This window comes from Serratia sp. BNK-17, from assembly GCF_048684935.1.
Taxonomy (GTDB): Bacteria; Pseudomonadota; Gammaproteobacteria; order Enterobacterales; family Enterobacteriaceae; genus Serratia; species Serratia nematodiphila.
Genome location: NZ_JBLQTR010000001.1, coordinates 765,488 through 790,717 on the forward strand (window position 1 = coordinate 765,488; position 25,230 = coordinate 790,717).

Below are 25,230 nucleotides of genomic sequence, written 5' to 3' on the forward strand. Positions count from 1 at the left end.
TATTACTTTCTCCGACTTTTAAGTCAAACAATTTTTCCCAACTCATGCGCGTTTGCACAATTCACACCCAACATGGGCGATTTCACGGCAAAAAGGGCGTTTTATCAACAGGCAACCGCAACGTCTGCAGCAATAAAGCAGGAAACTCACCGGGAAAATAATCACGAAAAAGAGAGGGGAGAACGAAAGAAGTGGGTAAAACGATGCAGTAGCGTCTCGTCTGGCAACGAGACGCTGCTTCGGAATCAGTAAGTCGTCTGCTGAGACTTCTCTGCCTGAATGCGCTGATAGATTTCTTCACGGTGAACTGAAACCTCTTTGGGGGCGTTCACACCAATACGCACCTGGTTGCCTTTTACCCCTAGCACAGTGACCGTAACCTCATCGCCAATCATGAGGGTTTCACCAACTCGACGAGTCAGAATTAACATTCTTTGCTCCTTGAAAGATTAAAAGAGTCGGGTCTCTCAGTTTCCCCGTCATTATCCATCATATGTGGTGAAAACGTAAGCCGCGCAATCCACAATAAGTGTAAGCAGACTTGGTCCCACCTCAGATAATGGTAAGTTTAGCCGACCAGAAAAACTTTGTTCCCGCAATTGTAACTAAATTGTGTTAGCACAGTATGAAAACGCCATAATCAACAAAGTATTATGGCGTTTGTCCGTGCTATTTATTTATGTTCACAGCTTTGAGGCCACCCAGGCTTCTACGCTGTTTAACGCCGCTGGCAGAGCGTTGATATCCGTCCCCCCCGCCATCGCCATATCCGGGCGACCACCGCCCTTGCCGCCGACCTGCTGCGCCACGTTGCCGATCAACTCGCCGGCTTTCACGCGGTCAGTCAGATCCTTGGTCACGCCCGCGACCAGGCTGACTTTGTCATCAGCCGTCGTCGCCAACACGATAATGGCCGAACCCAATTGATTTTTCAGGTCATCCACCATGGTGCGCAGCATCTTGGCTTCGACATTGTCCAACTGGCTGACCAACAGCTTCACGCCGTTAACCACTTTCGCCTGGCTGGACAGCGACGCGCTTTCCTGCGCCGCCTGCTGATCTTTCAGTTGCTGCAGTTCTTTTTCCAGCACGCGCGTGCGATCGAGCACCGAGCGCACTTTATCGGTCAGGTTGTTGCTGTCGCCCTTCACCAACTGCGCAACGTCTTGCAACAAATCGCTTTGCTGATGCAGCGTAGCGATAGCGCCAGCGCCGGTCACCGCTTCAATACGGCGGATGCCCGCCGCGGTGCCCGATTCGCTCAGAATGCGGAACAGGCCGATATCGCCGGTGCGGCTGGCGTGGGTGCCGCCGCACAGCTCGGTGGAGAAGTCGCCCATGGTCAGCACGCGCACGTTGTCGTCGTACTTCTCACCGAACAGCGCCATTGCGCCCTTCTCTTTGGCGTCTTCCAACGCCATCAGCTCGGTCTGCACCGGCAGGTTACGACGCACCTGCTGGTTCACCAGATCTTCCACCGCGCGGATTTGTTCCGGCTTCATCGCTTCGAAGTGCGAGAAGTCGAAACGCAGGTATTTGTCGTTAACCAGCGAGCCTTTCTGCGCAACGTGATCGCCCAGCGTTTGGCGCAGCGCGGCGTGCAGCAGGTGAGTCGCGGAGTGGTTCAGGCGGATGCTGTTGCGGCGCTCGGCGTCGATCTGCGCATCCACGCGATCGTTCAGCTTCAGCGAGCCCTGCGCCAGTTTGCCTTGGTGGCCGATAGCCTGACCGTATTTCTGGGTGTCATTGACCACAAACTCGGCGCCGGCGGCTTTCAGCACGCCTTTATCGCCGACCTGGCCGCCGGATTCACCGTAGAACGGCGTCTCGTCCAGCACCACCACCGCCTCTTCGCCGGCGTTGATCTGCTCGACCGGCTGGCCGTCACGGAACAGCGCGATCACCGTCGCCTGCTGCTCGTCGTGATCGTAGCCACTGAACTGGCTGCTGCCATCCACGCGGATCAGGCTGTTGTAGTCGGCGCCGAAGCCGCTGGACTCACGCGCGCGGCGGCGCTGCGCTTCCATCGCTTCTTCAAAGCCCGCTTCGTCGACTTTCAGACCGCGCTCGCGGCAGACGTCAGCGGTCAGATCGACCGGGAAACCGTAGGTATCGTACAGACGGAAAGCGGTTTCGCCGTCCAGAGTATCGCCCTGCAGCTTGGCCAGCTCTTCGTCCAACAACGCCAGACCACGCTCCAGCGTGCGGGCAAACTGCTCCTCTTCGGTTTTCAGCACCTGCTCCACCAGCGATTGCTGGCGTTTCAGCTCGTCGGCCGCCGGGCCCATCACTTCGATCAGTGGCGCTACCAGCTTGTAGAAGAAGGTATCTTTCGCGCCCAGCATGTTGCCATGACGGATCGCGCGGCGAATGATACGACGCAGCACGTAGCCGCGGTTTTCGTTAGACGGGATCACGCCGTCAGACACCAGGAAGGCGCAGGAACGAATGTGGTCGGCGATAACGCGCAGGGATTTGTTATCCAGATCGGTCGCGCCGGTCACTTTCGCTACGGCGGCGATCAGGGTACGGAACAGGTCGATCTCATAGTTGGAGTTCACATGCTGCAACACCGCCGCGATGCGCTCCAGACCCATGCCGGTATCCACCGAAGGTTTCGGCAGCGGCAGCATGGTGCCGTCGGACTGACGGTTGAACTGCATGAAAACGATGTTCCAGATCTCGATGTAGCGGTCGCCGTCTTCTTCCGGGCTGCCCGGAGGGCCGCCCCAGATGTGATCGCCGTGATCGTAGAAAATCTCGGTGCACGGGCCGCATGGGCCGGTATCACCCATCTGCCAGAAGTTATCTGAAGCGAAAGGCGCGCCCTTGTTATCGCCGATGCGGATAATGCGCTCGGCCGGTACGCCGATTTGCTTCTGCCAGATGTCGAATGCTTCGTCATCGGTTTCATACACGGTGACCCACAGTCTCTCTTTCGGCAGGTTGAACCAGTTTTCACCGGTCAGCAGTTCCCACGCGTAGCTGATCGCGTCGTGCTTGAAGTAATCGCCGAAGCTGAAGTTGCCCAGCATTTCAAAGAAGGTGTGGTGACGAGCGGTATAACCGACGTTTTCCAGGTCGTTATGCTTGCCGCCTGCGCGCACGCAGCGCTGCGAGGTGGTGGCGCGGGAATAGGCGCGTTTGTCGAGCCCCAGGAAAACATCCTTAAATTGGTTCATGCCGGCATTGGTAAACAGCAATGTCGGATCATTGTTAGGCACCAGGGAGCTGCTTGCTACAACCTGATGACCCTTACTATGAAAGAAATCGAGAAACGCTTGACGGATCTCAGCGGTGCTCTTGCTCATAATTTTCCTGGAAAGGCTAGAATAACGACACGTGAGCCGGTGGCGCGTCATCCCGACGATGACAACCAGCTCACGAACAAAAAGTGGGGATAAGATAAATTTTCTTCAGAGGGAAGTAAAACCCCGTGTGCGCTCATTGCGCAAAATCACGGTAAATTGACTGAATTTCTTCCTGGAAGAAGCCGCGATAGAGCAGATAACGCTGCACTTTGGCTTTCTCTTTCCAGTCGGTTGGCAACGCATCGCCAAATTTTCGCTGCGCCACCTGTTTCGCCTGTTCGCACCAGTCGATATCGCATTCCGCCAACGCGTCCTGCACCAGCGCTTTATCCACGCCCTTTTGCATCAGTTCGCTGCGGATGCGCTGTGCGCCATAACCCTTGCGGCTGCGGCTACCGATGTAGCTGTGTGCGAAACGCTTATCATCCAGCCAGTTGTGCTGGTAACAGTAGGCGATAACCTGATCGATCAGCGCAGGATCCACCGGCTCTTCAGCTACCGGCGGCGGCGATGTCGGCACATGCGGCCCCTTACCGCCAAACCGGGCTTTCGCCACAAACGGCTGCGCCGCAAGTTTGCGGCGCAGTTCAGCTTCACTATGATCGCGTTGCGACAGCAGGCGCATGGCGCGGCTTAGCAAGTCATTCATCATTCAAGCCTGAATTCAGAGGATATGCGCCACATAAACGGCGGCGCACATCTTCAGCGATTAGAACTGCTCGCTGGTTTCCGCTTCGTCATCTTCGAAGTCGTCACCGGAGGCAGCCACCAGCTCACCGCCGCTGTGCAGCAGCAGGTCACGCAGCTTCTTGTCCAGCTCGGCGGCGATAGCCGGGTTTTCTTTCAGGAAGTTACAGGCGTTCGCCTTGCCCTGACCGATCTTCTCGCCGTTATAGCTGTACCAGGCGCCGGCTTTTTCGATCATCTTGTGCTTCACGCCCAGATCGACCAGTTCGCCGCGGCTGTTGATGCCTTCGCCGTACATGATTTGGAACTCAGCCTGTTTGAACGGTGCAGCGATTTTGTTCTTCACCACTTTCACGCGGGTTTCGCTGCCCACCACTTCGTCGCCTTCTTTGATGGCGCCGATGCGGCGGATATCCAGACGCACCGAAGCATAGAACTTCAGGGCGTTACCGCCGGTCGTGGTTTCCGGGTTGCCGAACATCACACCAATTTTCATACGGATCTGGTTGATGAAGATCAGCAGGGTATTGGCGTTTTTCAGGTTGCCGGCCAGTTTACGCATCGCCTGGCTCATCATGCGCGCCGCCAGGCCCATGTGCGAATCGCCGATTTCACCTTCGATTTCCGCCTTCGGCGTCAGCGCCGCCACGGAGTCGACGATGATGACATCAACCGCGCCGGAGCGGGTCAGCGCATCACAGATTTCCAGCGCCTGCTCGCCGGTATCCGGCTGGGAGCACAGCAGGTTGTCGATATCGACGCCCAGCTTTTTCGCATAGATAGGATCCAGCGCGTGTTCGGCGTCGATGAACGCACAGGTTTTGCCTTCGCGCTGCGCAGCGGCGATCACCTGCAGCGTCAAAGTGGTTTTACCGGACGATTCCGGGCCGTAGATTTCTACGATGCGGCCCATCGGCAGGCCGCCGGCGCCCAGGGCGATATCGAGTGACAGTGAGCCGGTGGAGATCGTTTCCACGTCCATGGAGCGGTCTTCACCCAGGCGCATGATGGAGCCTTTGCCGAACTGTTTCTCAATCTGGCCCAGTGCCGCAGCTAACGCCTTTTGCTTGTTCTCATCAATAGCCATTTTTGCTCCTTCGTTTCGCAATGCCGGTGTTACCCCACACTGCCACTGAATGTATGTTGTGCAGGAAATGTCACTAATTATACTGTATGGTCATACAGTATCAAGCCTAATTTACAAAAATTCGTCGATGGCGGTTTGCAGCGCGAAAATCGTCGCCTGCAGCCGCACCGCATCGCGATCGCCCTCGAATTGCATCTTGCGCGACAGCCCCCGGCCATCGCTGCTGGCAAAGCCGAACCACACGGTGCCGACCGGCTTTTCCACGCTGCCGCCGTCCGGGCCGGCGATGCCGCTCACCGACAGCGCCAGATCGGCCTGCGCCGCCCGCAGCGCCCCTATCGCCATCTCGCGCACCACCTCTTCGCTGACCGCGCCGTGCGCCATCAACGTCGCTTCGCTCACCCCCAGCAGATCATGTTTCGCCGCATTGCTGTAGGTGACGAAACCGCGATCGAAATAGGCGGAGCTGCCGGCGATATCGGTAATGGCCTTGGCGATGCCGCCGCCGGTGCAGGATTCCGCGCAGGTGATCCAGCGGCCCTGAGCCTTCAGTTTTTCCCCCGCCAGCACGCTGAGCCGGCGCAGTTGGTTTTCACTCATAACCCCTCCCTCGCGAATTCAGGTATATGCGCCCGATAGTAGCATTTATCAAGGCGACACGGCGGCCGGCGCGCAGAAATGCGCAGCGCCTCGCAGGAGGTGCGGTTTTAAGCGCCCGGCCAAGCTGCTAGTATCAAAAGAAGCGCCCCATCGAGCGGCGGCGCACCAGCACAAGGAACATCACGGAGGCGGCGCGCTGCGGCGCCGGCCTCAGGGCGCACCAGAAGAGATTAGGATGATAGCGTGAAAAAAACGTTGGGCGTATTCTTGCCGTTGTACACCACCACCCTGTTGCTGCTGTTGGGCTCGGGCCTGCTCACCACCTATGTCTCGCTGCGGCTGACCTCCATCCACGTCAGCAGCGCGCTGATCGGCGCCATCATCGCCGCCAACTACATCGGGTTGGTGATCGGCGGCAAGGTCGGCCACTTTCTCATCGCCCGCGTCGGGCATATCCGCGCCTACGTGGCCTGCGCCGGCATCATCACCGCTGCGGTGCTGGGGCACGGTCTGACGGCGTTCATTCCCGCCTGGGTCGCGCTGCGTCTGGTGATCGGGTTGTGCATGATGTGCCAGTATATGGTGCTGGAAAGCTGGCTGAACGACCAGGCGGAATCCAACCAGCGCGGCATGGTGTTCGGCTTCTATATGGCGGCGACCTATCTCGGCATGTCGCTGGGCCAGATAGTGCTGATGCTGCAAAGCAACCTGGGCATCACCACGCTGCTGGTGATCGCGCTGTGCTTCGCGCTTTGTCTGGTGCCCATCGCTCTCACCACCCGCACCAATGCGCGCCACATGTCGCCGGCCCCGATGGAGCTGCGTTACTTTGTCGGCGCCATTCCCAAGGTGCTGGCTACCACGCTGGTGATCGGCATGGTGGTGGGCTCGTTTTACGGCCTGGCGCCGGTCTACGCCAGCCTGCAATCCTTAACCACTCAGCAAACCGGCCTGTTCATGGCGCTGGCCATCTTCGCCGGGCTGGTGGCGCAGTTCCCGCTCAGTTGGCTGTCGGATCGCTATAATCGCCCGTTGCTGATGCGCCTCAACGCCATTTTTCTGATCGTGGCGACGCTGCCGCTGGCGCTGCTGCCGCACATCGATTTCCCGCTGCTGCTGGCGGTCGGGTTCGTCGTCAGCATGTTGCAATTTACGCTCTACCCGTTGGCGGTGGCGCTGGCCAACGATCTGATCGAGCCGGAACGCCGCGTCTCGCTGGCCGCCTGTCTGCTGATGGCGTTCGGCGTCGGCGCCAGCATCGGGCCATTGGCGGTCGGCGCGCTGATCGAGCCGCTGGGCGGCAATATCCTGTACGCCTTTTTCGCCCTGTGCGGCGTGCTGCTGGCGGCCCTCAGCCGCACGGCGAAAGCGGAGGAACCGCAGTTGGCGCAGGACGCGCCGGTGCCGCACATTCCGCTGCCGGACAGCCTCACCAGCTCGCCGCTGTCGCCGGCGCTCAATCCGACCTTCGGTGAACAGATCATTCACGACACCATGCCGCCGCCGGAAGCGGCGCCCGAGGTCGACGATCCGCAGCCCGAAGCACAAGAGGCGGAGCCTTTGCCTCAGGGCGCCGATCCGGAAGAGGACACCGGCCTGAAAAAGGCGCACGCCATGCTGTAAACGGCGACGTTACAAATCCTGAAAGGAGCCCAACAGAAAACCGCGTTCGGCGATCGCCGCTTTCAGCGTCGGCGCGGTCAACACATCCAGCTCGACGAGGCGCGGATGGCAGTATTGGCTCTGCAGAATGGTCGCGTCGAGGAACGCCGGGTGGCACATCATTTCCAATGATTCTGCGCCCTGCTCGTCGGCGCGCGCCAACCTTTGCAGGAACAACGTTTCGGAAATCGTCTCACCGTAGAATCCCGCGTCGAAAGCGTCAGTGCTATAGGGGGCATGCAGCGTAATGCCACGCCGTTTCGCCTCTTCGCGATCGAGACGCAGCGGCAGACCCTGCGCTTGCGCGAACGCCTCCACCAGCGGATAAATTTGCGGCTGCATATGCACATGGTGGTGACTGTCGATATGCGTCGGCGGCCGGCCGAACAGCGTCACGAAGCGCGCGAACTGGCGCTGCAGCTCCTCGTGAATTTCGTCCAGCTGCAGCTCGCCGGCCTCGGCGCGGCGCCACAGCCATTTGCCCAGTTCGCCATGTTCGTTGACCAGCGAAGGCATGGCGCCCAGCGGCTTGCCATGGGTCAAAACGAAATGCAGCCCAATCGGCAACCCCGGATATTGCCGGCTGAGCGCCGCCGCGTGCTGCGCGCCGCCGCCGTTCACCATCGCCGTGGTGGAGGAAACGACGCCATGCTGATACGCCTCGATGACGCCATAGTTCTGCCCTTTGCTCAGGCCGAAATCATCGGCATTCACGATCAGTAGTTTTTCCATAGAGGCTCCCGCGGGATGGATTTTTGGCAAGGGAAGGCCGACCGCTCGGCGCGGCATTCCCCCTCGTTAAGGTAAAAATCAAATGATTAACCGACCGGCGCCCTGAAGCTCATCGGCATATCGGCGTTGATACTGATCGGGAGAGGCCCTAAAGAGGGCCGTAACACTTTTTTCGGTAGTTGCCTGGGGTCACGTCGGTGAGCCGCTTGAAGTTTTTAATGAACAAGCTGACGTCGCCATAGCCGGAGTCGAAGGCGATGTCAGAGACCGAATAGTTGGTGACCTCCAGCTGCGTCTTGGCGAAGTTGATGCGGATCTCATTGATCACCTGCATCGGCGTCTTCTGGTAGTAGCGCCGCATCGCCCGGGTCAGGTACTCCTGGGTTTTCCCCGACAGCGCCACCATGTTCGCCAACGCCTTTTCGCCGAACATCGCCTTGTCATGCATGCCGGCCAGGGTGTTCTTCAGCCACTGCGGGATATCATCGCCGCCGTCGTTTTCTTCTTTATGGTGACGAATGCGGCTGATCACATAGAAGGTCAGCGTTTCGAGAAACTCGGCGAAGTCATCCTCGCGAAACTGCGGCGAACTCACCACCGATTCGATATAGGCCAAAAACTCGCTTCTCAGGCTGTAGGCCTGCGAGGCGACGAAACAACGCGGCAGCTGTTGCAAGTAATGTTCTTCAAAGAACACTTTGCTGACCGCCACGTTGAAGATTTTCGTCGCGCCGAACTCGTAAAAGCTCTGGTGGTAGGAACCGATAGGGATAAAGACGAAATCCCCGCGTTCCAGCAGCACCCGCTTGCCGTTGATCTCCTGATAGCATTTGCCGCTCAGCACGATGGTGAACTCGTAATAGTCGTGCTGATGCAGCCCGGTGGCGCTTTCCACCTTGTTGTAGATGAACAGGTGAAAGTCTTTGCAGTTAAAGAAATCCTGCTCGCGAATCAGCTTCACGTCGTTGGCACTCAGCGAAATTCGGTTATCGGACACAGCGCCGGCCTCCCGTTAGTCAAATCCGTTGCGTCTGGCCGCCTCGGCAAACCAGTAACCGCTTTTTTTGATGGTGCGCCGCTGATCCGCCCGATCCAGCCGCACCAGCCCATAACGATTCTTGTAGGCATTCAGCCAGGACCAGCAATCGATAAAGGTCCACAGATGATAACCCTTGCACTGCGAGCCTTCCGCCAGCGCGCGGTGCAGCCACTTCAGGTGCTCGCGAATAAAGTCGATGCGGTAATCGTCCTCCACCCGCCCATCGGCGCCGATAAACACTTCTTCGCCCTCGACGCCCATGCCGTTTTCCGAAATATAACAAGGCAGATTGCCGTAGTTTTCTTTCAGATCCATCAGGATGTCGTACAGCCCCTTCTCGTAGATCTCCCAACCGCGATGCGGATTGATTTTGCGGCCTGGCATTGCATAGTAACTGAACAAATCCTCCGGCGATGCGATCGGCCCCTCGGCGCGCCGTCCCTCTTTCGCCTGCACCCTGCGCGGCTGGTAATAGTTGACGCCAAGGATATCCACCACGCCGCCTTCGATCAGCTGCGCGTCCTGCGGTTCGCAGTAGGGCATCAGCCCATGCCGCTCCAGCAGGTGCAACAATGCGGCCGGGTAACGCCCTTTGGCGACCGGATCGAGGAAACTGCGATTGAGCAGTAGATCGGCGTCGTGTGCCGCCTGCCGATCCTCCGGCGCGTCGGAGCGCGGATAGGTTGGGCTCAGATTCAGAATGATGCCGATGCTCCCCGGCAGCCTCCGCGCTCTGAAACGCTGCACCGCCATGGCGTGCGCCAGTACGCTGTGATACGCCACGGTGACCGCCCGTTTGAAGTCCACTACGCAAGGGTAGTGCAGGTCATTCAGGTAACCGGCTTCCACCGGCACGATCGGCTCGTTGAAGGTGAACCAGTGGGTGACCCGATCGCCAAACAGGCCGAAACAGGTATCGGCGTAACGCGCATAGGCTTCGACCACCGCCCGGCTTTCCCAACCGCCGCGCTGTTGCATGCACAGCGGCATATCGAAGTGATAGAGATTGATAAACGGGGTGATGCCCTGCGCCAGCAGCTCGTCGATCATCGCGTTATAGAACGCCACCGCCTGCGGGTTCACTTCACCGTCGCCGTCCGGGATCAGCCGCGACCACGAGATCGACGTTCTAAAGGTATTGTGGCCCAGCGTTTTGAGCAGCCCGATATCGGTGCGGAAATGGTCGTAAAAGGTCGAGGCTTCGGTCGGGCCCACCCGCTCGTGAAAGCGCTCGGGCGCGATCTCGTACCAATAGTCGAAGATGTTGCGGCTCTTGCCGTCCCGCGCGGCCGCCCCTTCAGACTGTGGCGCGGAGGTGGCGCTGCCCCACCAGAACCCGTCGGCAAATTGATATTCCATACTCGCGTCCCTCGCGGGGCGGCCACACCGCCCCGTTCCACAGTTAGAATTTCAGCGCCTTGGCGATGTCTTCTTCGCTTTCCGTCGCCGCGTCGATCTGGCTCTGCGCCTTGTTGGAGATCGCCACGAACGGCAGATAGATCACGGTGGCGACCGCCAGGTTGAACAGGCTCAGCAACATGGCCATGATGCTGCCGTTGGTGTTGAAGAACGCCCCCAGGCCGACCGGCATGGTCCAGGGCGCGATGTTGGTGATCGGCGGGATCAGTCCGGAGTAGTAGGCCAGGGAGGTGATAATGGTCAGCACCGGCTGCACCAGGATGAACGGAATGAACATCACCGGATTCATGATCACCGGCAGGCCGAACAGTATCGGTTCGTTGATCTGGAAGATGCCGGATGGCGTCGCCAGTTTGGCGACCTGGCGGTAATCTTCGCGGCGCGAGGCGATGAAGATGGCGATGATCAAGCCCAGCGTCGAGCCGGTGCCGCCGAGGTAGATGTAGGAGTCGACGAACGGTTTCGCCCACATGTGGAACTCTTTTCCGGCGGCCACCGCCGCTTCGACCGAACCGTATTTGTTGTACAGCTCCACGTTTTCCAGCGCGAACGGCGTCATGATGCCGCTGTCCAGGGCCGCCAGCGCCATGGAGCCGTGCACCCCAAAGAACCACAGCAGCGAGGAGAACAGCACGTACACCCAGCCCACCACGCTGCCCATCTTGGCCAGCGGCGCCGAAATGCCGTCCATGATGATCTGGTGGAAGTTGGTGCCCCAGTGCGCCAGCGCGAACGCCACCAGCCCCATGATGGAGAGGATGATGAAACCGGGGATCAGCGCCGAGAAGGAACGCGACACCGAAGCCGGCACGCTGTCCGGCAGGCTAATCACCCAGTTGCGCCGCACGATGAAGGCAAACATCTCGGCCACCGCCAGCCCAATCACCATACCGGAAATGATGTTGGCGCCGCCCAACCAGTTGGCTCCCACCGCATAGGCCTCGCCGACATTGAACGGTGTGACGGTCATAAAGGCCGCCACCGCCAGCAGCGCCGAAGCGAGCGGATCGACCTTTCGCTCTTCCGCCAACGCCATGCTGATAAAGAACGGCGTCATCAGGGACATGATCCCCAGCGTGCCGTTGTAAACGCTGCCGCCGATGCTCTTCAGACTATTTAGCGTCTCGATGGTAGAGGCATCCAATCTTACGCCCAGCGAATAGAAGAACGATCCTTCGCCGAAGCTCAGGAACACGTTGTTGATCAACACGAACATCGCCCCGGTCAAGGTCAGCGGCATCAGGCGGATAAAGCCATTCTTGATGGCGTTGACGTGGGGCTGCTTACCGATTTTTACGGCGAAAGGCAGGATAACCTTCTCGAGCGAGGCAATGAGGGTATTCACGGCGGCCTCCTGTTATTGATTGGCTTTCTTGATGGCGGCCACCGCGGCCTTCAGCACGCCCAGCCCATCGACCTTGCCGTACAGCAGCGGATCGATGACTTCCACAGGTTTGTTGGGCAGCTGTTTTTGCACTTCCGGCAAGGTGTAGGCGATCTGCGGCCCCAGCAGGATCAGATCCGCCTCAACGCCTTTCTCCGCAACCAGCGCTTCCGGATAGGCGGCGATGATCACCGGCACTTCATATTTCTCGGCCTGCGCCTTCATTTTTGATACCAACAGGGAAGTGGACATACCGGCAGAACAAAACAGATAGATTTTTTTCTTTTCCATACCAAGCACCTCAGATAATCAAAAAAACCCCGTGTTATTTGTATGCCAGATGCAATCACGATTGCTTCACGCACATTCCTTATGAAAATTTCCGTCACGTTGCCCTGGTTACGGACAGTATACGGAGCATGAAAAACGGATCGGTAAGCCAGGAGGAGACATAACCGTCTCTCATTGACCTGACGGATTGACCCCCTTCACATTTCGCACAAAAAAATAGTGTGACCGGGCTCTCAAATAACCGATATAGACTCGGAATATTCGCAATAAATATTCAAATGACAATTATAAACAGCAAGTTACAAACTCACCGAGAATTTAAGGGTTTATTTGCGCCTGAACAAACGAAAAGGGAATAAAAATAGTTCAAGCTTGATTCACCTACGGCCATCCGAACGCGATAGCCGGTGAAGAGGATTAGGTGGGCAGACGCAGCAACTCGATCACCGTGCTCAGCGCCACGGAATGATTCCTGCGGTTGGGGTAATAGAGGTAAAAACCGGTAAACGGCGCGCACCAGTCGTTCAACACCCGCCGCAGCCGCCCGCTCGCCAGGTGTTCTTCTACCTCTTGTTCGATGGCGAAAGCGATGCCGACATGCGCCAGCGCCGCCTGCACCATCATCCTGCCGTCATCGAGTATCAACGGGCTGTTAACCGCCACGGAAAACCGCTGCTGGCCCTGCTGAAATGCCCATTTGTAGCGCTCGCCCGAAGAGGCCTTGCGCCAACCGATGCAGCGGTGCTGCAGCAAATCCTGCGGATGCATCGGTTCGCCGTGCCGTTGAAAATAGTCCGGCGTGGCGACGATGGCGAAACGCAGATCCGGCGTCAGACGCACCGCGCGCATATCGTTGTGCAGATCCTCGCCGAGCCTAATACCGGCGTCAAAGCCCTGTTCGACAATGTTGGCAAACCCCTCGTCCGCCACCACTTCCAGCGTAATGCCGGGGTACTCGCAGGCCAACCGCTCCAGATGCGGCACGATGGCAAGATCGATGGCCGAACGCGGCGCGTTGATGCGCACCAGGCCGCGCGGCCCTTCGCGAAACACATTCAGGCTCTCCAGCGCGGCGTCGATATCGGTAAAAGCGGGCACCAGCTGTGCCAGCAGATGCTCACCGGCCTCCGTCGGCGAGACGTTGCGGGTGGTGCGGTTTAGCAGACGAATGCCCACCTGCGCTTCCAATTCGCGCAGGGTGTGGGTCAGCGTCGGCGGCGTCACGCCCAATCGGGCGGCGGCGCGGCGGAAGCTGCGTTCACTGGCGATAGCCACGAAGGCCGCCAGGCCGGACAGTTCAGGTTTTTTCATGCTATTGATATAAATTATCTAATAGTGAGATGAATTTTTAGCGGATAGTTATCCGTCATCTAACAACATAGCATTGCGATCGACCCCATTACCAGGTATCGATACGATGATTAATGCTACAGCTCCAACTCATGAAACGCCGCGCCGTCTGGCGGGCAAAGTCGTACTGGTGAGCGGCGGCGGCACCGGCATCGGCCGCGCCGCCGCGCTGGCCTATGCCCGCGAAGGCGCCAAAGTCGCGCTGGCCGGCCGACGCGCGGCGGAAATCGAAGCCACGGCGCGCGACATCGCGCTGGCCGGCGGCGACGCCCTGCCCATCGTGGCCGACGTCTCTCAGGAAAACGATATCCGCCAACTGATCGCCACGGTGACCGCCCATTACGGCCGGCTCGACGTCGCCTTCAACAACGCCGGCATCATCGGCAACTTCGCCCCCATCGCCGAACAGAGCAGCGAGGATTTTGACCGGGTGATCGCCATTAACCTCAGAGGCGTCTGGCTGGCGATGAAATATGAGATTGAAACCTTCCTGGCTCAGCGCTCGGGCGGCGTGATCATCAACACCTCCTCCTGGCTGACCCACGGCGCGCTGGCCGGCTCATCCAGCTACTCCGCCAGCAAGGGCGCGCTCGATGCGATGATCCGCGCGGTGGCGCTCGAGTACAGCGGCCAGGGCATCCGCGTCAACAACATCAACCCCGGCATCATCGACACGCCGATGGCACGCGGCAGCGTGGCTGACAGCGCGGCCTTCGCGCCCTTTATCGCCCATACGCCCGCCGGCCGCCTGGGTGAATCGGAAGACATCGGCGATGTGGCGCTGTGGCTGGCGACGGACGAAGCTCGCTTCATCACCGGCCAAAGCCTGCTGGTGGACGGCGGTTACACCATCGCCGGCATGCGTTGAGGAGACGAGGCCATGAACTACGTTCGGCTTGGCGACAGCGGCCTGAAGGTGTCCCGCCTCTGCCTGGGTTGCATGACCTACGGCGATCCGGCCTGGCGGCCCTGGGTGCTGAAGGAAGATGAAGCGCGCCCCTTTATCCGCGAGGCGCTGGAGGCGGGTATCAATTTTTTCGATACCGCCAACATTTACTCCGGCGGAGAAAGCGAGCGCATTCTCGGCCGCGCGCTGAGGGCGTTCGCCCGCCGTGAAGACGTGGTGATCGCCACCAAGGCCTACTTTCCAATGGACGCGCAGCCGAACAGCCGGGGGCTATCACGCAAGCACCTGCTGCACAGCGTCGACGCCTCCTTGCAGCGGCTGGGAACGGATTACCTCGATCTGTTCGTGCTGCACCGCTTCGACACCGAAACGCCGATCGAAGAAACCGCCGACACCCTCGATGGCCTGGTGCGGGCGGGCAAGATCCGCTATCTCGGCGCCTCCTCGCTGCACGCCTGGCGCCTGATGAAAATGCTGGCCTTTCAACGTCAGCACCGCCTGGCGCCATTTATTTCGCTGCAAAGCCAATACAACCTGGTGACGCGTGAAGATGAGGAGGAGTTGATCCCGCTGTGCCTGGAGGAAGGTCTTGGTCTGACGCCCTGGTCGCCGCTGGCCCGCGGCGTGCTGGCCGGCTCCGGCAGCGGCGGCACGCTGCGCGCCGCCACCGACGAACAGGCGCCCCGTTGGTACGGCGGCAGAAACGAGGTAGAACGCACCGTCGCGGCGGTCGCGGAGGTGGCGGCCGCGCGCGGCATTCCACCAGCGCAAATCGCGCTGGCCTGGCTGTTGGCCAAACCCGGCGTGGCGTCGCCGCTGGTGGGCATGTCCAAGCCGCATCATCTGCAGGATGCGCTGGCAGCGCTCGACCTCAGGCTATCACCGGAAGACGTGGCCGCGCTGGAGGCGCCAATGGCGCATGCTGTCCGCCCTGAGCGCTGGTAGCCCCTTTTCCGTCATTCCAAGAGAGAAGATATGTCATATGCGCTTACCGCGCGAGCGGTGTTGCTCGCCCTCGCTGCCGCATTCACCCTTAGTGCTCCGGTGCAGGCTGCCGTCAGCGCAGACTGCGCCGCAAACAGCATGACGCTGCCGCCTGGCGCGCTTTACCCCAACGGCATCGCCCGTGCGACGGATGGTACGCTGTATGTCGGCTTTGTCACCAGCGGCAACGTGCTGCGCAAGCGGCCGGGTCAAGCGTGGGAAACCTTTTTCCCCGGCGCTGACACGGTGTTCGCCTCAAACGCGCTGCGGCTGGACGAAAAACGCGGGCTGCTGTGGGGCAATTCGCCGGACTTTCTCTCCGGCGGCAAAACGCGCGCCAACCGCATTTACGCGCTGAACGTCGCGGATGGCACGCTCGACCGCAGCCTGGCGTTGCCGACGGGAGAAATGGGTAACGATATCGTACTCGGCGCAGACGGTACGGTGTATGTGACGGAAACCCGCGGCGGCGGCATCCTGCGCCTGCGACCGGGCGAGACGGCATTCCGTACGCTGTTTCAGGATCCGCAGTTAGCGGCCCCCAGCGGGCTGGGCGCCGCCGGCATCGTGCTGCTCGACGATCGGCTGATGGCTGTCGCCAATTTCGGCACCGGTAAGCTCTACACCCTCAGTTATAACGCTCCAAAGCCGCAGCTGACGGAAATGCAGCTGCCGCGCCTCATCGAAAACCCGGACGGAATGGGATTAGCGCCGGACGGCGCGCTGATCGTGCTGGAAAACGGGATCCAGAGCGGCCAAGGGCGGATCCTGCGGATCCCGTCACCCAAGGCGGCAGGCATGCACCAGCTTGAGGTCTTGCGCGAAGGCATGGAATCGCCGGTCAACCTGACTATCGCTCCGCAAGGCTGCGCCTTCGTCAGCGAATCGCGCATCCGCCACCGCCTGCTGCCCGGCCATGAAACCGAAGTGCCCGACAGTTTCCGCCTCTATCAACTGCCCTTGCCTCTCACCGCCGCGCAATAAACTCTGCGCCGCCTCTTCGGGCGGCGTTTGCGTTGTATCGTTAACATCCAATAAATTGAAACTATTTACTTCGATGCCATTAATCAGACTAATGATTAATCCTAACTTAACAACCTGATTTTAATTAAATTGTTCCGCCGCGTATCGCTGATTATACTTGCCTTATCTCCCGCCTCATTTATCGAGCGTAAGCATGAGCCGATACCATGTTTCCAGCAGCGAAGGCCAATATGAGAAAGAATCCGGCGAGCAAGTTCTAGCCAACAAGCTGGGTATTGCCGATAGCAATGAACTCGACGATGCCGAATTGGTATTGCTGGAACAGCTCTACCATTCCATTTTCGAACAGCATTTTCCATTAGGGAAAATCACCGTCGAGATGATCAAGGGCTGGCATCGCCGCTGGTTAGGCAATATCTATGCATGGGCTGGACAAGCAAGAACTGTCAATATCAGCAAAGGGGGCTTTATGTTTGCCCCTTCGACGCGATTGCCCAAACTACTGGACGATTTCGAGGTGGAATACCTGGCCCGTTACACACCTTGCTTAGCCATGAGCGAAGAACAGCTGATAGAGGCGATTGCGATAATCCATGTTGAACTGATACTCATACACCCCTTCAGAGAAGGGAATGGCCGTTTGTCACGGTTGTTGGCCGATGTGATGGCGGTTCAGGGCGGGCATAAACCGTTGGATTATCAAAGCTGGGAGCAAAACAGAGCCCAGTATATCTCAGCGATTCACTCAGGTATGAACATGAACTACGAACCGATGAAACACTGGGTCAGTCAAGCACTAAGAAGATATTAGGCAAGGCGTAAATGAGCAAATTTTTTACGCGCTTCTTCTAAAGAAGCTTCAACTCTGGCTGAGGGTTGACCTGTTTCAACCGCCGTTGATGTCGCCACGGAACGCGCAATGTCCGTACGGGACGGCTTGGCATAACCCACCTGCACTTTTTTGCTGTTACTCATGACAACCTCTGTTCGCAAATTTGTTGAAGACATTATATCAAGGAATGTACAGGACTTCATTCCCTTGCCTCTCACTCCCGAGCCATAGCCTCACCACCACTCCGGGCGGCGACACTTGCGTTGTTGCCCGCAGGCGAACGACAATCTCGCTTCGTTGCAAACCGGCCTTGCGCAGCGCTTCCCATTTTTACCTGTGACAGCCGATTGCCCGCTGGGCTAGTATAAGCGTCTGTGCAAACCTCGGGTTTGAGCGCGCCGTTTGGCGTATTGATAATTTGATTTGCGCCGCCCGCCAAGCGCTGAATGGGGTGGCGCCTGCTGAAACAATGTGATAGCGAATGACGACAATGAAAATCACAGTTCCCTTTACATTCAATGGATTGGAAAAATAATCGCATGAATAGCACCGATAAACTCGATTCGCACACGCCGATGATGCAGCAGTACCTGCGCCTCAAGGCCCAGCATCCTGAAATCCTGCTGTTCTACCGCATGGGCGACTTCTACGAGCTATTTTACGACGACGCCAAGCGCGCTTCCCAACTGCTGGATATCTCGCTGACCAAACGCGGCGCCTCGGCGGGCGAACCGATCCCGATGGCCGGCGTGCCGCACCACGCGGTGGAGAACTACCTGGCCAAGCTGGTGCAGCTCGGCGAGTCCGTCGCCATCTGCGAGCAGATCGGCGATCCGGCCACCAGCAAAGGGCCGGTCGAACGCAAAGTGGTGCGTATCGTCACCCCCGGCACCATCACCGACGAAGCGCTGCTGCAAGAACGCCAGGACAACCTGCTGGCGGCGATCTGGCAGGATGCGCGCGGCTTCGGCTACGCCACGCTGGACATCAGCTCCGGCCGCTTCCGCGTCGCCGAGCCGCAGGATCTGGAAACCATGGCCGCCGAGCTGCAGCGCACCAATCCGGCCGAGCTGCTCTATCCGGAAAACTTCGAACACATGGCGCTGATCGAACAGCGCCACGGCCTGCGCCGCCGCCCGCTGTGGGAATTCGAGCTTGAGACCGCACGCCAACAGCTCAACCTGCAGTTCGGCACCCGCGACTTGACCGGCTTCGGCGTCGAGCAGGCGCACCAGGCGCTGCGCGCCGCCGGCTGTCTGCTGCAGTACGTCAAAGATACCCAACGCACTTCGCTGCCGCACATTCGCGGCATCACCATGGAACGCCAGCAGGACGGCATCATCATGGATGCCGCCACCCGCCGCAACCTGGAGCTGACGCAGAGCCTGTCCGGCGGCAGCGACAACACGCTGGCGGCGATCCTCGACCGTACGGTCACGCCGATGGGCAGCCGCATGCTGAAACGCTGGCTGCACATGCCGACCCGCGACATCAAGGTGCTGACCGCCCGCCAGCAGGCGATCGGCGCATTACAGGAACTGTTCGCGGATCTGCAGCCTTCGCTGCGTCAGGTAGGCGATCAGGAACGTATTTTGGCGCGTTTGGCGCTGCGCACCGCCCGGCCGCGCGATCTGGCGCGCATGCGCCATGCTTTCCAGCAACTGCCGGACATCCGCGCGCTGCTGCAGGATGTGAAAACGCCGCACGTGCAGCAGCTGCTGTCGCAGGTGGGCCAGTTTGACGAACTGCGCGAGCTGCTGGAACGCGCGGTCATTGAATCACCGCCGGTGCTGGTGCGCGACGGCGGCGTGATCGCCCCCGGTTACAACAGCGAACTGGACGAGTGGCGGGCACTGGCCGACGGCGCCAGCGACTACCTCGATCGGCTGGAGATCCGCGAGCGTGAAAAGCTGGGTCTGGATACGCTCAAGGTCGGCTTCAACGGCGTACACGGCTATTACATTCAGGTCAGCCGCGGTCAAAGCCACCTGGTGCCGATCCACTATGTACGCCGTCAGACGCTGAAAAACGCCGAGCGCTACATCATCCCGGAACTGAAAGAGTACGAAGACAAAGTGCTCACCTCCAAGGGTAAGGCGCTGGCGATCGAGAAAAGCCTGTACGACGAGCTGTTCGATCTGCTGCTGCCGCACCTGGCGGAACTGCAACAAAGCGCCGCCGCGCTGGCCGAGCTGGACGTGCTGGCCAACCTGGCCGAGCGCGCCGATACCCTGAACTACGCTTGCCCGACCATGAGCGAGCAGCCGGGGATCCGCATTACCGAAGGCCGCCATCCGGTGGTGGAGCAGGTGCTGAGCGAGCCGTTTATCTCCAACCCGCTCACCCTGTCGCCGCAGCGCCGCATGCTGATCATAACCGGTCCGAACATGGGCGGTAAAAGCACCTATATGCGGCAAACGGCGCTGATCGTGCTGATGGCGCACATCGGCAGCTACGTGCCGGCCACCAAGGCCACCATCGGCCCGGTGGATCGCATCTTCACCCGCGTCGGCGCGGCGGACGATCTGGCTTCCGGCCGCTCCACCTTCATGGTGGAGATGACCGAAACCGCCAACATTCTGCACAACGCCACCGAGCACAGCCTGGTGTTGATGGATGAAATCGGCCGCGGCACCTCCACCTACGACGGCCTGTCGCTGGCCTGGGCCTGCGCCGAGAACCTGGCCAACCGCATCAAGGCGATGACGCTGTTCGCCACCCACTACTTCGAGCTAACGACCCTGCCTGAGAAGATGGAAGGCGTGGTCAACGTGCATCTGGATGCGCTTGAACACGGCGACACCATCGCCTTCATGCACAGCGTGCAAGACGGTGCCGCCAGCAAAAGCTATGGCCTGGCGGTCGCCGCACTGGCCGGCGTGCCGCGCGACGTCATCAAACGCGCCCGTCAGAAACTGCGCGAGCTGGAATCCATCTCCAGCCACACCGCGTCGGGCAGCGTCGATGCCACCCAGATGACGCTGCTGCAGGAAGAGACCTCGCCGGCGGTAGAAGCCCTGGAGGCGCTTGATCCAGACTCCCTGTCGCCTCGACAGGCGCTGGAATGGATCTACCGGCTGAAAAATATGGTGTAATCTGGCGCCAAACGCGGGCATAAAAAAACGGTGAGCATCATGCTCACCGTTTTTATTTGATGCGGTTCAACAACCGGCGTTATTCGCGGAACAGCGCCTCAATGCTCAGGCCCTGCATCTGCAAAATCTCACGCAGACGGCGCAGACCTTCTACCTGAATCTGACGGACGCGCTCGCGCGTCAAGCCAATCTCCCGGCCTACGTCTTCCAGCGTCGCCGCTTCATAGCCCAGCAGGCCGAAACGACGCGCCAACACTTCACGCTGTTTGGCGTTCAGTTCGAACAGCCATTTGACGATGCTTTGCTTCATATCGTCATCTTGCGTGGTGTCTTCAGGCCCGTTGTCCTTCTCGTCGGCCAGAATGTCCAGCAGCGCTTTCTCCGAATCCCCGCCCAGCGGCGTATCCACCGAGGTGATGCGCTCATTCAGGCGCAGCATGCGGCTGACGTCATCCACCGGCTTGTCGAGTTGCTCGGCAATTTCTTCAGCGCTCGGTTCATGATCCAGCTTGTGGGAAAGCTCGCGCGCGGTGCGCAGATAGACATTCAGTTCTTTGACGATATGGATAGGCAAACGAATGGTACGGGTTTGGTTCATGATCGCCCGTTCAATCGTCTGACGGATCCACCAGGTTGCATAAGTGGAGAAGCGGAAGCCGCGTTCCGGGTCGAATTTTTCCACTGCGCGAATCAGACCGAGGTTACCCTCTTCGATCAGATCCAGCAGCGCCAGACCGCGGTTGCTGTAGCGGCGGGCGATTTTCACCACCAGCCGCAGGTTGCTTTCAATCATGCGGCGGCGGGACGGCACGTCACCGCGCAGAGCACGCCGCGCAAAATAGACTTCTTCCTCTGCGGTCAGCAGAGGTGAATAACCGATCTCACCCAGATAGAGCTGCGTCGCATCCAATACGCGTTGCGTAACGCCTTGAGACAACAGCTCTTCTTCCGCTAAATCGTTCTCGCTGGTCTCTTCTTCTACCAGCGCTTTTTCATCAAACGACTCGGCCTCAGCTCCATTCTCGTCGAAATCCGCATCATCATGTAACTCGTTAACTTTCAGCGTATTTTGGCTCATATGCTGCTCCTACCCGTGATACCGCGAGCAGAATCTCAGCGTATTCTGCCCAATCTATCGCTGCGGAAGATAACGCAGCGGGTTTACGGATTTCCCCTTGTAACGAATTTCAAAATGCAAACGTACTGAACTGGTACCGGTGCTACCCATGGTGGCTATTTTTTGACCCGCCTTCACTTCTTGTTGTTCCCGGACCAGCATTGTGTCGTTATGAGCGTAGGCGCTCAGGTAATCATCATTATGTTTGATGATGATTAGATTACCGTAACCCCGTAAAGCGTTGCCTGCATACACTACGCGGCCATCGGCGGTAGCGAAGATAGGCTGCCCACGGGAACCGGCGATATCGACACCCTTATTCCCACCTTCTGATGAGGAAAAGTTATCAATAACCTTACCGTCAGTCGGCCATCTCCAGGTACTGACCGGAGCGCTGTTGCTGACGGTGCTGCTCACAGGTGGAGCGGCTTCCGGCGCGGTAACAGGCGCAGTCGCGGTCCCAACCGCTGCGGCACCTGCTGCAGGTAACATCTTACCTACATTCTGTTTACCCGAGTTTTCAGAATACGCGTTAGTTGATTGAGAATCAACCGTTGCCGTCTGGATCTGGGAGCTGGAAGGTGGCTTCGGAACACCGCCTTTGGTCGCATCTGTCGTCGCCAACATGCCGCCGCCGCCGTTGGCAGAACCATTACCAAGCTGAATGGTTTGGCCAACATTCAGGCTGTATGGCTCGGGAATATTGTTGCGCTGCGCCAGGTCGCGGAAATCATTGCCGGTGATCCAGGCGATATAAAACAGCGTGTCGCCGCGCTTGACCGTATAAGTTTCGCCGCCGCTGTAGCTCCCTTTAGGGATGGCGTTATAACTGCGGTTATAGACAATGCGGCCCTCTGGGCTGGCCTGCTGCACTCCGCCATTATTATTGCCGGATGGAGCGGCACCGCCGCCCCCCACGCTGCTGATAGGAGCCGACGTCGAGGCCGTATTCGTACAACCCGCCAACCACAAACTTACCATCGTACACACCGCTACCCGGCGTAACGTAATCATTGGGCTTCCCGTGCTCATGCTTCCCCCATGACAGCAATATCAGTGATATATCCAAAATACCCTTTACATCGTAGCCGAGCTTTTGCCACTTCCCAGTTTCTGCGATGTAAAGGCGCCGCCGGCCGATCCCTGAACGCCAGGTCATCTCGCGCCGGAGCATCAAAACGCGCGCCAATGCTAACCACATTGGCGTTGCCGCACCATAAGACAACTACGTAGAAAGGCCAATTCTAGTGAAAATTAGCCTGATTGGAACGAGAAAACCTTATCCGGCCATGATGAAAGTGCAACAGATTTTGCAGACGGTCGAAAATTCAGACAATCGCTAGGCCAATTCGCCTTTCACCAACGGCACAAAGCGCACCGCCTCTACCGCATCGACAACGAAATCGTTGCCATGACGCTGAATGCGTTTGAGGGTTTGGGCCTGCTCGCCCACCGGCAACACCAAAATGCCGCCGTCGTCCAGCTGCTCCACCAGTGCCTGCGGGATCTCCGGCGGCGCGGCAGTGACGATGATCGCATCGAACGGGCCGCGCGACGCCCAACCCAGCCAGCCGTCGCCATGGCGGGTGGAAACATTGTGAAGATCGAGCTGTTTCAGGCGGCGCTTGGCCTGCCACTGCAGCCCCTTGATGCGTTCGACGGAACAAACGTGTTGCACCAGATGCGCCAGGATAGCGGTTTGATAACCGGAACCGGTACCGATCTCCAGCACCCTTGAGGTAGGTTTCAGATTCAGCAGCTCGGTCATCCGCGCCACCATATAAGGCTGGGAAATGGTCTGACCGGAACCGATCGGCAATGCGGTATTTTCGTAGGCCTTATGATCCAGCGCTTCATCGACAAAACGCTCGCGCGGCACCGCTTCGATCGCCCGCAGCAGCTTTTCGTCTCGGATCCCCTGCTGCCGCAGCTGCGTCAGCAATGTTTGCATGCGCTTATTCACCATTCCCCGCTAACCTCTGCCTTGGTTAACCATGTTTTCACGACTTCTTGCGCCGCGTAGGCGGTTAAATCCACCTGCAGCGGCGTTATCGCCACATAGCCTTGTTCCACCGCCGCAAAGTCGGTATCCGGCCCGGCATCAAATTTATCACCAGGCGGCCCGATCCAGTAGATATTTTGTCCGCGCGGATCCTGCTGGCAGAAGACCTTGTCGGCGGGATGGCGGCTGCCGCAGCGGGTAACGCGCAGGCCTTTGATCTCAGCCAGCGGCAGATCCGGCACGTTAATATTCAGAATTTTTCCGGTACGTAGCGGTTCGCGCTGCAGCGCGCGCAGGATGCGGCAGGTAATGGCGGCTGCGGTCGCGTAGTGCCGGTGGCCGTTCAGCGACACCGCCAAGGCAGGCAACCCCAAGTGCCGGCCCTCCATCGCCGCCGCGACGGTGCCGGAATAGATAACGTCGTCGCCCAAATTCGGCCCGGCGTTAATGCCGGATACCACGATATCGGGCGCCGGGCGCATCAACGCGTTGACGCCAAGGTAAACGCAGTCGGTCGGCGTCCCTTGCAACACCGCAATATCCCCGTTGGCCAGCGTCTGCGTGCGCAACGGCGACTCCAGCGTTAAAGCATTGGAAGAGCCGCTGCGGTTACGATCCGGCGCCACGACCTGCACTTCGGCGAATTCCCGCAGCGCCGCCGCCAGCACCTGAATGCCCGGGGCGCTGACGCCGTCATCGTTACTCAGCAATATCCGCATCACTGTTATCCTGCTGCATGATCTCGCGAACCACGCTGGTAGCAAAGCTGCCCGCCGGCAGCCAGAAGCGCAGTTCCACGGTAACGTCATCCCACCAGTTCCACTGCAAATTTTGCGGCTGCAACAGCAGGGCCCGGCGAGCGGGTTCGATACGCTCGCGCTTTAAAAGCGTAAGCAATTCCGGTTGTTCCGCCAAGCATTGTTGTTCAAAAGCCAAGGCTTGGCCGGCGGTGCCTGGCTCACCGTCGCCCGGCAAGGGAGCCGTGATCGCCAGCTCGCCGGCATCCAGCCGTTGCTGCAACGTCTCCAGCTCATCGGCTTTGGCGACGAACCAGCTGCCGCGCCCACTCAGCTGCAGGGCATCCCCTTCCAGCACGGTGCGCTGCAGCCCGTCAGCCAAGCGTTGGCTCGCGATCAGATTGAACAGCGCGCTGCGGCTGGCGGACAGGTAGAAGCTGCGCTTACTGCGCTCTTTGACACGAATTTCGTCGTTCGCCCAGCGGCGCGCCATCACCAGGTTGTTGCCGCCGCGGCCGAAACGCTGGCTGCCGAAGTAGTTTGGCACGCCCTGCGCGGCGATGGCCTGCAGGCGACGTTCCACGTCCAGCCGATCGGAAATCTGGCGCAGCACCAACGTAAAGTGGTTGCCCTTCAGGTTGCCGATGCGCATTTTACGCAGGTGGCGGGCGAACGAGAGCACCTCGCAGCCTTCCAGCGTAAACCGGGAGAAATCCGGCGTGTCTTTGCCCGGCATATGCAGGCAGAACCACTGTTCGGTCACCGCGTGGCGATCCTTCAAACCGGCATAGCTGACGGAACGGGCGTGAATACCGGCGAAGCGCGCCAGATAGTCGGCCACGAACTGGGTATTGCAGCCGTTTTTACGGATATTCACCAGCACGTGCTCACCTTCACCGTCCGGCGCAAAGCCCAGATCTTCGACCACCACGAAATCTTCCGGATTGGCTTTCAACACCCCGGAACTCTGCGGCCGGCCATGCAGCCAGGTCAGATTCGCCATATCCATG

General features: G+C 59.2%; 24 protein-coding genes. 7 read left to right on the forward strand and 17 right to left on the reverse strand.

The features are described from left to right. Nucleotides 1-245 precede the first annotated feature (245 nt). Both csrA and alaS read right to left on the reverse strand, forming a co-directional pair. Nucleotides 246-431 (reverse strand): carbon storage regulator CsrA, encoded by a 186-nt coding sequence (csrA, locus tag ACMGF7_RS03840; RefSeq protein WP_004091602.1) that lies wholly within the window; start codon nt 429-431, stop codon nt 246-248. A 252-nt stretch (nt 432-683) separates the two neighbouring features. Further along, nucleotides 684-3,311 (reverse strand): alanine--tRNA ligase, encoded by a 2,628-nt coding sequence (alaS, locus tag ACMGF7_RS03845; protein ID WP_049242670.1) that lies wholly within the window; start codon nt 3,309-3,311, stop codon nt 684-686. Here alaS and ACMGF7_RS03850 point away from each other — a divergent pair. Next, nucleotides 3,261-3,404 carry a hypothetical protein gene (locus ACMGF7_RS03850; RefSeq protein ID WP_162180460.1) on the forward strand — a complete coding sequence of 48 codons (144 nt, stop codon included), beginning with the start codon at nt 3,261-3,263 and terminating at the stop codon, nt 3,402-3,404. The two genes, alaS and ACMGF7_RS03850, sit on opposite strands and share 51 nt — an antisense overlap. A gap of 40 nt (nt 3,405-3,444) precedes the next feature. On the opposite strand, the gene recX is transcribed toward ACMGF7_RS03850, so the two are convergent. From recX to pncC, 3 genes are all read right to left on the reverse strand, one after another. Beyond that, nucleotides 3,445-3,960: a recombination regulator RecX gene (gene recX / locus ACMGF7_RS03855; protein WP_197763734.1), complete on the reverse strand. Its 516-nt coding sequence runs from the start codon at nt 3,958-3,960 to the stop codon at nt 3,445-3,447. Between the two features lie 60 nt (nt 3,961-4,020). Further along, entirely contained in the window at nt 4,021-5,085 is a 1,065-nt protein-coding gene (gene recA / locus ACMGF7_RS03860) for a recombinase RecA (RefSeq protein ID WP_004932541.1), read from the reverse strand. Between the two features lie 111 nt (nt 5,086-5,196). Then, nucleotides 5,197-5,685 (reverse strand): nicotinamide-nucleotide amidase, encoded by a 489-nt coding sequence (gene pncC, locus ACMGF7_RS03865; RefSeq protein ID WP_015376700.1) that lies wholly within the window; start codon nt 5,683-5,685, stop codon nt 5,197-5,199. A gap of 243 nt (nt 5,686-5,928) precedes the next feature. On the opposite strand from pncC, the gene ACMGF7_RS03870 reads away from it, so the two are divergent. Continuing rightward, nucleotides 5,929-7,308 carry an MFS transporter gene (locus ACMGF7_RS03870; protein ID WP_420286358.1) on the forward strand — a complete coding sequence of 460 codons (1,380 nt, stop codon included), beginning with the start codon at nt 5,929-5,931 and terminating at the stop codon, nt 7,306-7,308. 9 nt (nt 7,309-7,317) lie between these two features. Here ACMGF7_RS03870 and chbG read toward each other — a convergent pair whose 3' ends face one another. From chbG to ACMGF7_RS03900, 6 genes are all read right to left on the reverse strand, one after another. Further along, the gene (gene chbG / locus ACMGF7_RS03875; RefSeq protein ID WP_004932547.1) at nt 7,318-8,079 is read right to left on the reverse strand and encodes a chitin disaccharide deacetylase; all 762 of its coding nucleotides are present in this window, start codon (nt 8,077-8,079) and stop codon (nt 7,318-7,320) included. A 148-nt stretch (nt 8,080-8,227) separates the two neighbouring features. Next, nucleotides 8,228-9,076, reverse strand: coding sequence for a transcriptional regulator ChbR (gene chbR, locus ACMGF7_RS03880; protein ID WP_420286359.1), 849 nt, complete (start codon nt 9,074-9,076; stop codon nt 8,228-8,230). A 15-nt stretch (nt 9,077-9,091) separates the two neighbouring features. After that, the gene (locus ACMGF7_RS03885) at nt 9,092-10,477 is read right to left on the reverse strand and encodes a glycoside hydrolase family 1 protein (RefSeq protein WP_197763732.1); all 1,386 of its coding nucleotides are present in this window, start codon (nt 10,475-10,477) and stop codon (nt 9,092-9,094) included. A gap of 43 nt (nt 10,478-10,520) precedes the next feature. Next, nucleotides 10,521-11,882, reverse strand: a complete 1,362-nt coding sequence (gene chbC / locus ACMGF7_RS03890; RefSeq protein ID WP_016929034.1) for a PTS N,N'-diacetylchitobiose transporter subunit IIC — start codon at nt 11,880-11,882, stop codon at nt 10,521-10,523. Between the two features lie 12 nt (nt 11,883-11,894). After that, nucleotides 11,895-12,212 carry a PTS sugar transporter subunit IIB gene (locus tag ACMGF7_RS03895; RefSeq protein WP_197800193.1) on the reverse strand — a complete coding sequence of 106 codons (318 nt, stop codon included), beginning with the start codon at nt 12,210-12,212 and terminating at the stop codon, nt 11,895-11,897. Nucleotides 12,213-12,629: 417 nt separating this feature from the next. Next, complete coding sequence (locus ACMGF7_RS03900) at nt 12,630-13,523, reverse strand: LysR family transcriptional regulator (RefSeq protein ID WP_049242665.1); 894 nt, start codon at nt 13,521-13,523, stop codon at nt 12,630-12,632. A 106-nt stretch (nt 13,524-13,629) separates the two neighbouring features. Here ACMGF7_RS03900 and ACMGF7_RS03905 point away from each other — a divergent pair, with 106 nt between their 5' ends. From ACMGF7_RS03905 to ACMGF7_RS03920, 4 genes are all read left to right on the forward strand, one after another. Next, the gene (locus tag ACMGF7_RS03905; protein WP_049242664.1) at nt 13,630-14,430 is read left to right on the forward strand and encodes an SDR family NAD(P)-dependent oxidoreductase; all 801 of its coding nucleotides are present in this window, start codon (nt 13,630-13,632) and stop codon (nt 14,428-14,430) included. 12 nt (nt 14,431-14,442) lie between these two features. Beyond that, a complete protein-coding gene (locus ACMGF7_RS03910; protein ID WP_021505310.1) occupies nt 14,443-15,414 on the forward strand; it encodes an aldo/keto reductase in 972 nt (323 codons plus the stop codon). A 30-nt stretch (nt 15,415-15,444) separates the two neighbouring features. Further along, entirely contained in the window at nt 15,445-16,437 is a 993-nt protein-coding gene (locus ACMGF7_RS03915) for a hypothetical protein (RefSeq protein WP_226883042.1), read from the forward strand. 193 nt (nt 16,438-16,630) lie between these two features. Continuing rightward, entirely contained in the window at nt 16,631-17,248 is a 618-nt protein-coding gene (locus tag ACMGF7_RS03920; protein WP_164095553.1) for a Fic/DOC family protein, read from the forward strand. Here ACMGF7_RS03920 and ACMGF7_RS03925 read toward each other — a convergent pair. Beyond that, nucleotides 17,245-17,412: a hypothetical protein gene (locus ACMGF7_RS03925; protein WP_162882342.1), complete on the reverse strand. Its 168-nt coding sequence runs from the start codon at nt 17,410-17,412 to the stop codon at nt 17,245-17,247. The two genes, ACMGF7_RS03920 and ACMGF7_RS03925, sit on opposite strands and share 4 nt — an antisense overlap. Before the next feature lie 396 nt (nt 17,413-17,808). Between ACMGF7_RS03925 and mutS the strand changes: the two genes are divergently transcribed. Then, nucleotides 17,809-20,364, forward strand: coding sequence for a DNA mismatch repair protein MutS (gene mutS, locus ACMGF7_RS03930; RefSeq protein WP_164095552.1), 2,556 nt, complete (start codon nt 17,809-17,811; stop codon nt 20,362-20,364). Nucleotides 20,365-20,443: 79 nt separating this feature from the next. Here the strand turns inward: mutS and rpoS are convergent, their stop codons facing one another. The 5 genes from rpoS to truD form a co-directional block, all read right to left on the reverse strand. After that, nucleotides 20,444-21,442, reverse strand: coding sequence for an RNA polymerase sigma factor RpoS (gene rpoS / locus ACMGF7_RS03935; RefSeq protein ID WP_004932578.1), 999 nt, complete (start codon nt 21,440-21,442; stop codon nt 20,444-20,446). Nucleotides 21,443-21,496: 54 nt separating this feature from the next. Continuing rightward, nucleotides 21,497-22,495, reverse strand: coding sequence for a murein hydrolase activator NlpD (nlpD, locus tag ACMGF7_RS03940; protein ID WP_015376692.1), 999 nt, complete (start codon nt 22,493-22,495; stop codon nt 21,497-21,499). 325 nt (nt 22,496-22,820) lie between these two features. Next, entirely contained in the window at nt 22,821-23,447 is a 627-nt protein-coding gene (locus ACMGF7_RS03945) for a protein-L-isoaspartate(D-aspartate) O-methyltransferase (protein WP_044029655.1), read from the reverse strand. Then, the gene (surE, locus tag ACMGF7_RS03950; RefSeq protein WP_033631815.1) at nt 23,441-24,202 is read right to left on the reverse strand and encodes a 5'/3'-nucleotidase SurE; all 762 of its coding nucleotides are present in this window, start codon (nt 24,200-24,202) and stop codon (nt 23,441-23,443) included. Before surE ends, ACMGF7_RS03945 begins: the two co-directional genes overlap by 7 nt. Next, entirely contained in the window at nt 24,183-25,229 is a 1,047-nt protein-coding gene (gene truD, locus ACMGF7_RS03955; protein ID WP_049242663.1) for a tRNA pseudouridine(13) synthase TruD, read from the reverse strand. Before truD ends, surE begins: the two co-directional genes overlap by 20 nt. Nucleotide 25,230 lies beyond the last annotated feature (1 nt).

Coding starts and splice junctions, on each gene's coding strand:
- csrA (WP_004091602.1), bottom strand. CDS start 431: ATGTTAATTCTGACTCGTCGAGTTGGTGAAACCCTCATGATTGGCGAT.
- ACMGF7_RS03850 (WP_162180460.1), top strand. CDS start 3,261: ATGAAAGAAATCGAGAAACGCTTGACGGATCTCAGCGGTGCTCTTGCT.
- alaS (WP_049242670.1), bottom strand. CDS start 3,311: ATGAGCAAGAGCACCGCTGAGATCCGTCAAGCGTTTCTCGATTTCTTT.
- recX (WP_197763734.1), bottom strand. CDS start 3,960: ATGAATGACTTGCTAAGCCGCGCCATGCGCCTGCTGTCGCAACGCGAT.
- recA (WP_004932541.1), bottom strand. CDS start 5,085: ATGGCTATTGATGAGAACAAGCAAAAGGCGTTAGCTGCGGCACTGGGC.
- pncC (WP_015376700.1), bottom strand. CDS start 5,685: ATGAGTGAAAACCAACTGCGCCGGCTCAGCGTGCTGGCGGGGGAAAAA.
- chbG (WP_004932547.1), bottom strand. CDS start 8,079: ATGGAAAAACTACTGATCGTGAATGCCGATGATTTCGGCCTGAGCAAA.
- ACMGF7_RS03885 (WP_197763732.1), bottom strand. CDS start 10,477: ATGGAATATCAATTTGCCGACGGGTTCTGGTGGGGCAGCGCCACCTCC.
- ACMGF7_RS03895 (WP_197800193.1), bottom strand. CDS start 12,212: ATGGAAAAGAAAAAAATCTATCTGTTTTGTTCTGCCGGTATGTCCACT.
- ACMGF7_RS03900 (WP_049242665.1), bottom strand. CDS start 13,523: ATGAAAAAACCTGAACTGTCCGGCCTGGCGGCCTTCGTGGCTATCGCC.
- ACMGF7_RS03905 (WP_049242664.1), top strand. CDS start 13,630: ATGATTAATGCTACAGCTCCAACTCATGAAACGCCGCGCCGTCTGGCG.
- ACMGF7_RS03910 (WP_021505310.1), top strand. CDS start 14,443: ATGAACTACGTTCGGCTTGGCGACAGCGGCCTGAAGGTGTCCCGCCTC.
- ACMGF7_RS03915 (WP_226883042.1), top strand. CDS start 15,445: ATGTCATATGCGCTTACCGCGCGAGCGGTGTTGCTCGCCCTCGCTGCC.
- ACMGF7_RS03920 (WP_164095553.1), top strand. CDS start 16,631: ATGAGCCGATACCATGTTTCCAGCAGCGAAGGCCAATATGAGAAAGAA.
- ACMGF7_RS03925 (WP_162882342.1), bottom strand. CDS start 17,412: ATGAGTAACAGCAAAAAAGTGCAGGTGGGTTATGCCAAGCCGTCCCGT.
- mutS (WP_164095552.1), top strand. CDS start 17,809: ATGAATAGCACCGATAAACTCGATTCGCACACGCCGATGATGCAGCAG.
- rpoS (WP_004932578.1), bottom strand. CDS start 21,442: ATGAGCCAAAATACGCTGAAAGTTAACGAGTTACATGATGATGCGGAT.
- nlpD (WP_015376692.1), bottom strand. CDS start 22,495: ATGATTACGTTACGCCGGGTAGCGGTGTGTACGATGGTAAGTTTGTGG.
- ACMGF7_RS03945 (WP_044029655.1), bottom strand. CDS start 23,447: ATGGTGAATAAGCGCATGCAAACATTGCTGACGCAGCTGCGGCAGCAG.
- surE (WP_033631815.1), bottom strand. CDS start 24,202: ATGCGGATATTGCTGAGTAACGATGACGGCGTCAGCGCCCCGGGCATT.
- truD (WP_049242663.1), bottom strand. CDS start 25,229: ATGGATATGGCGAATCTGACCTGGCTGCATGGCCGGCCGCAGAGTTCC.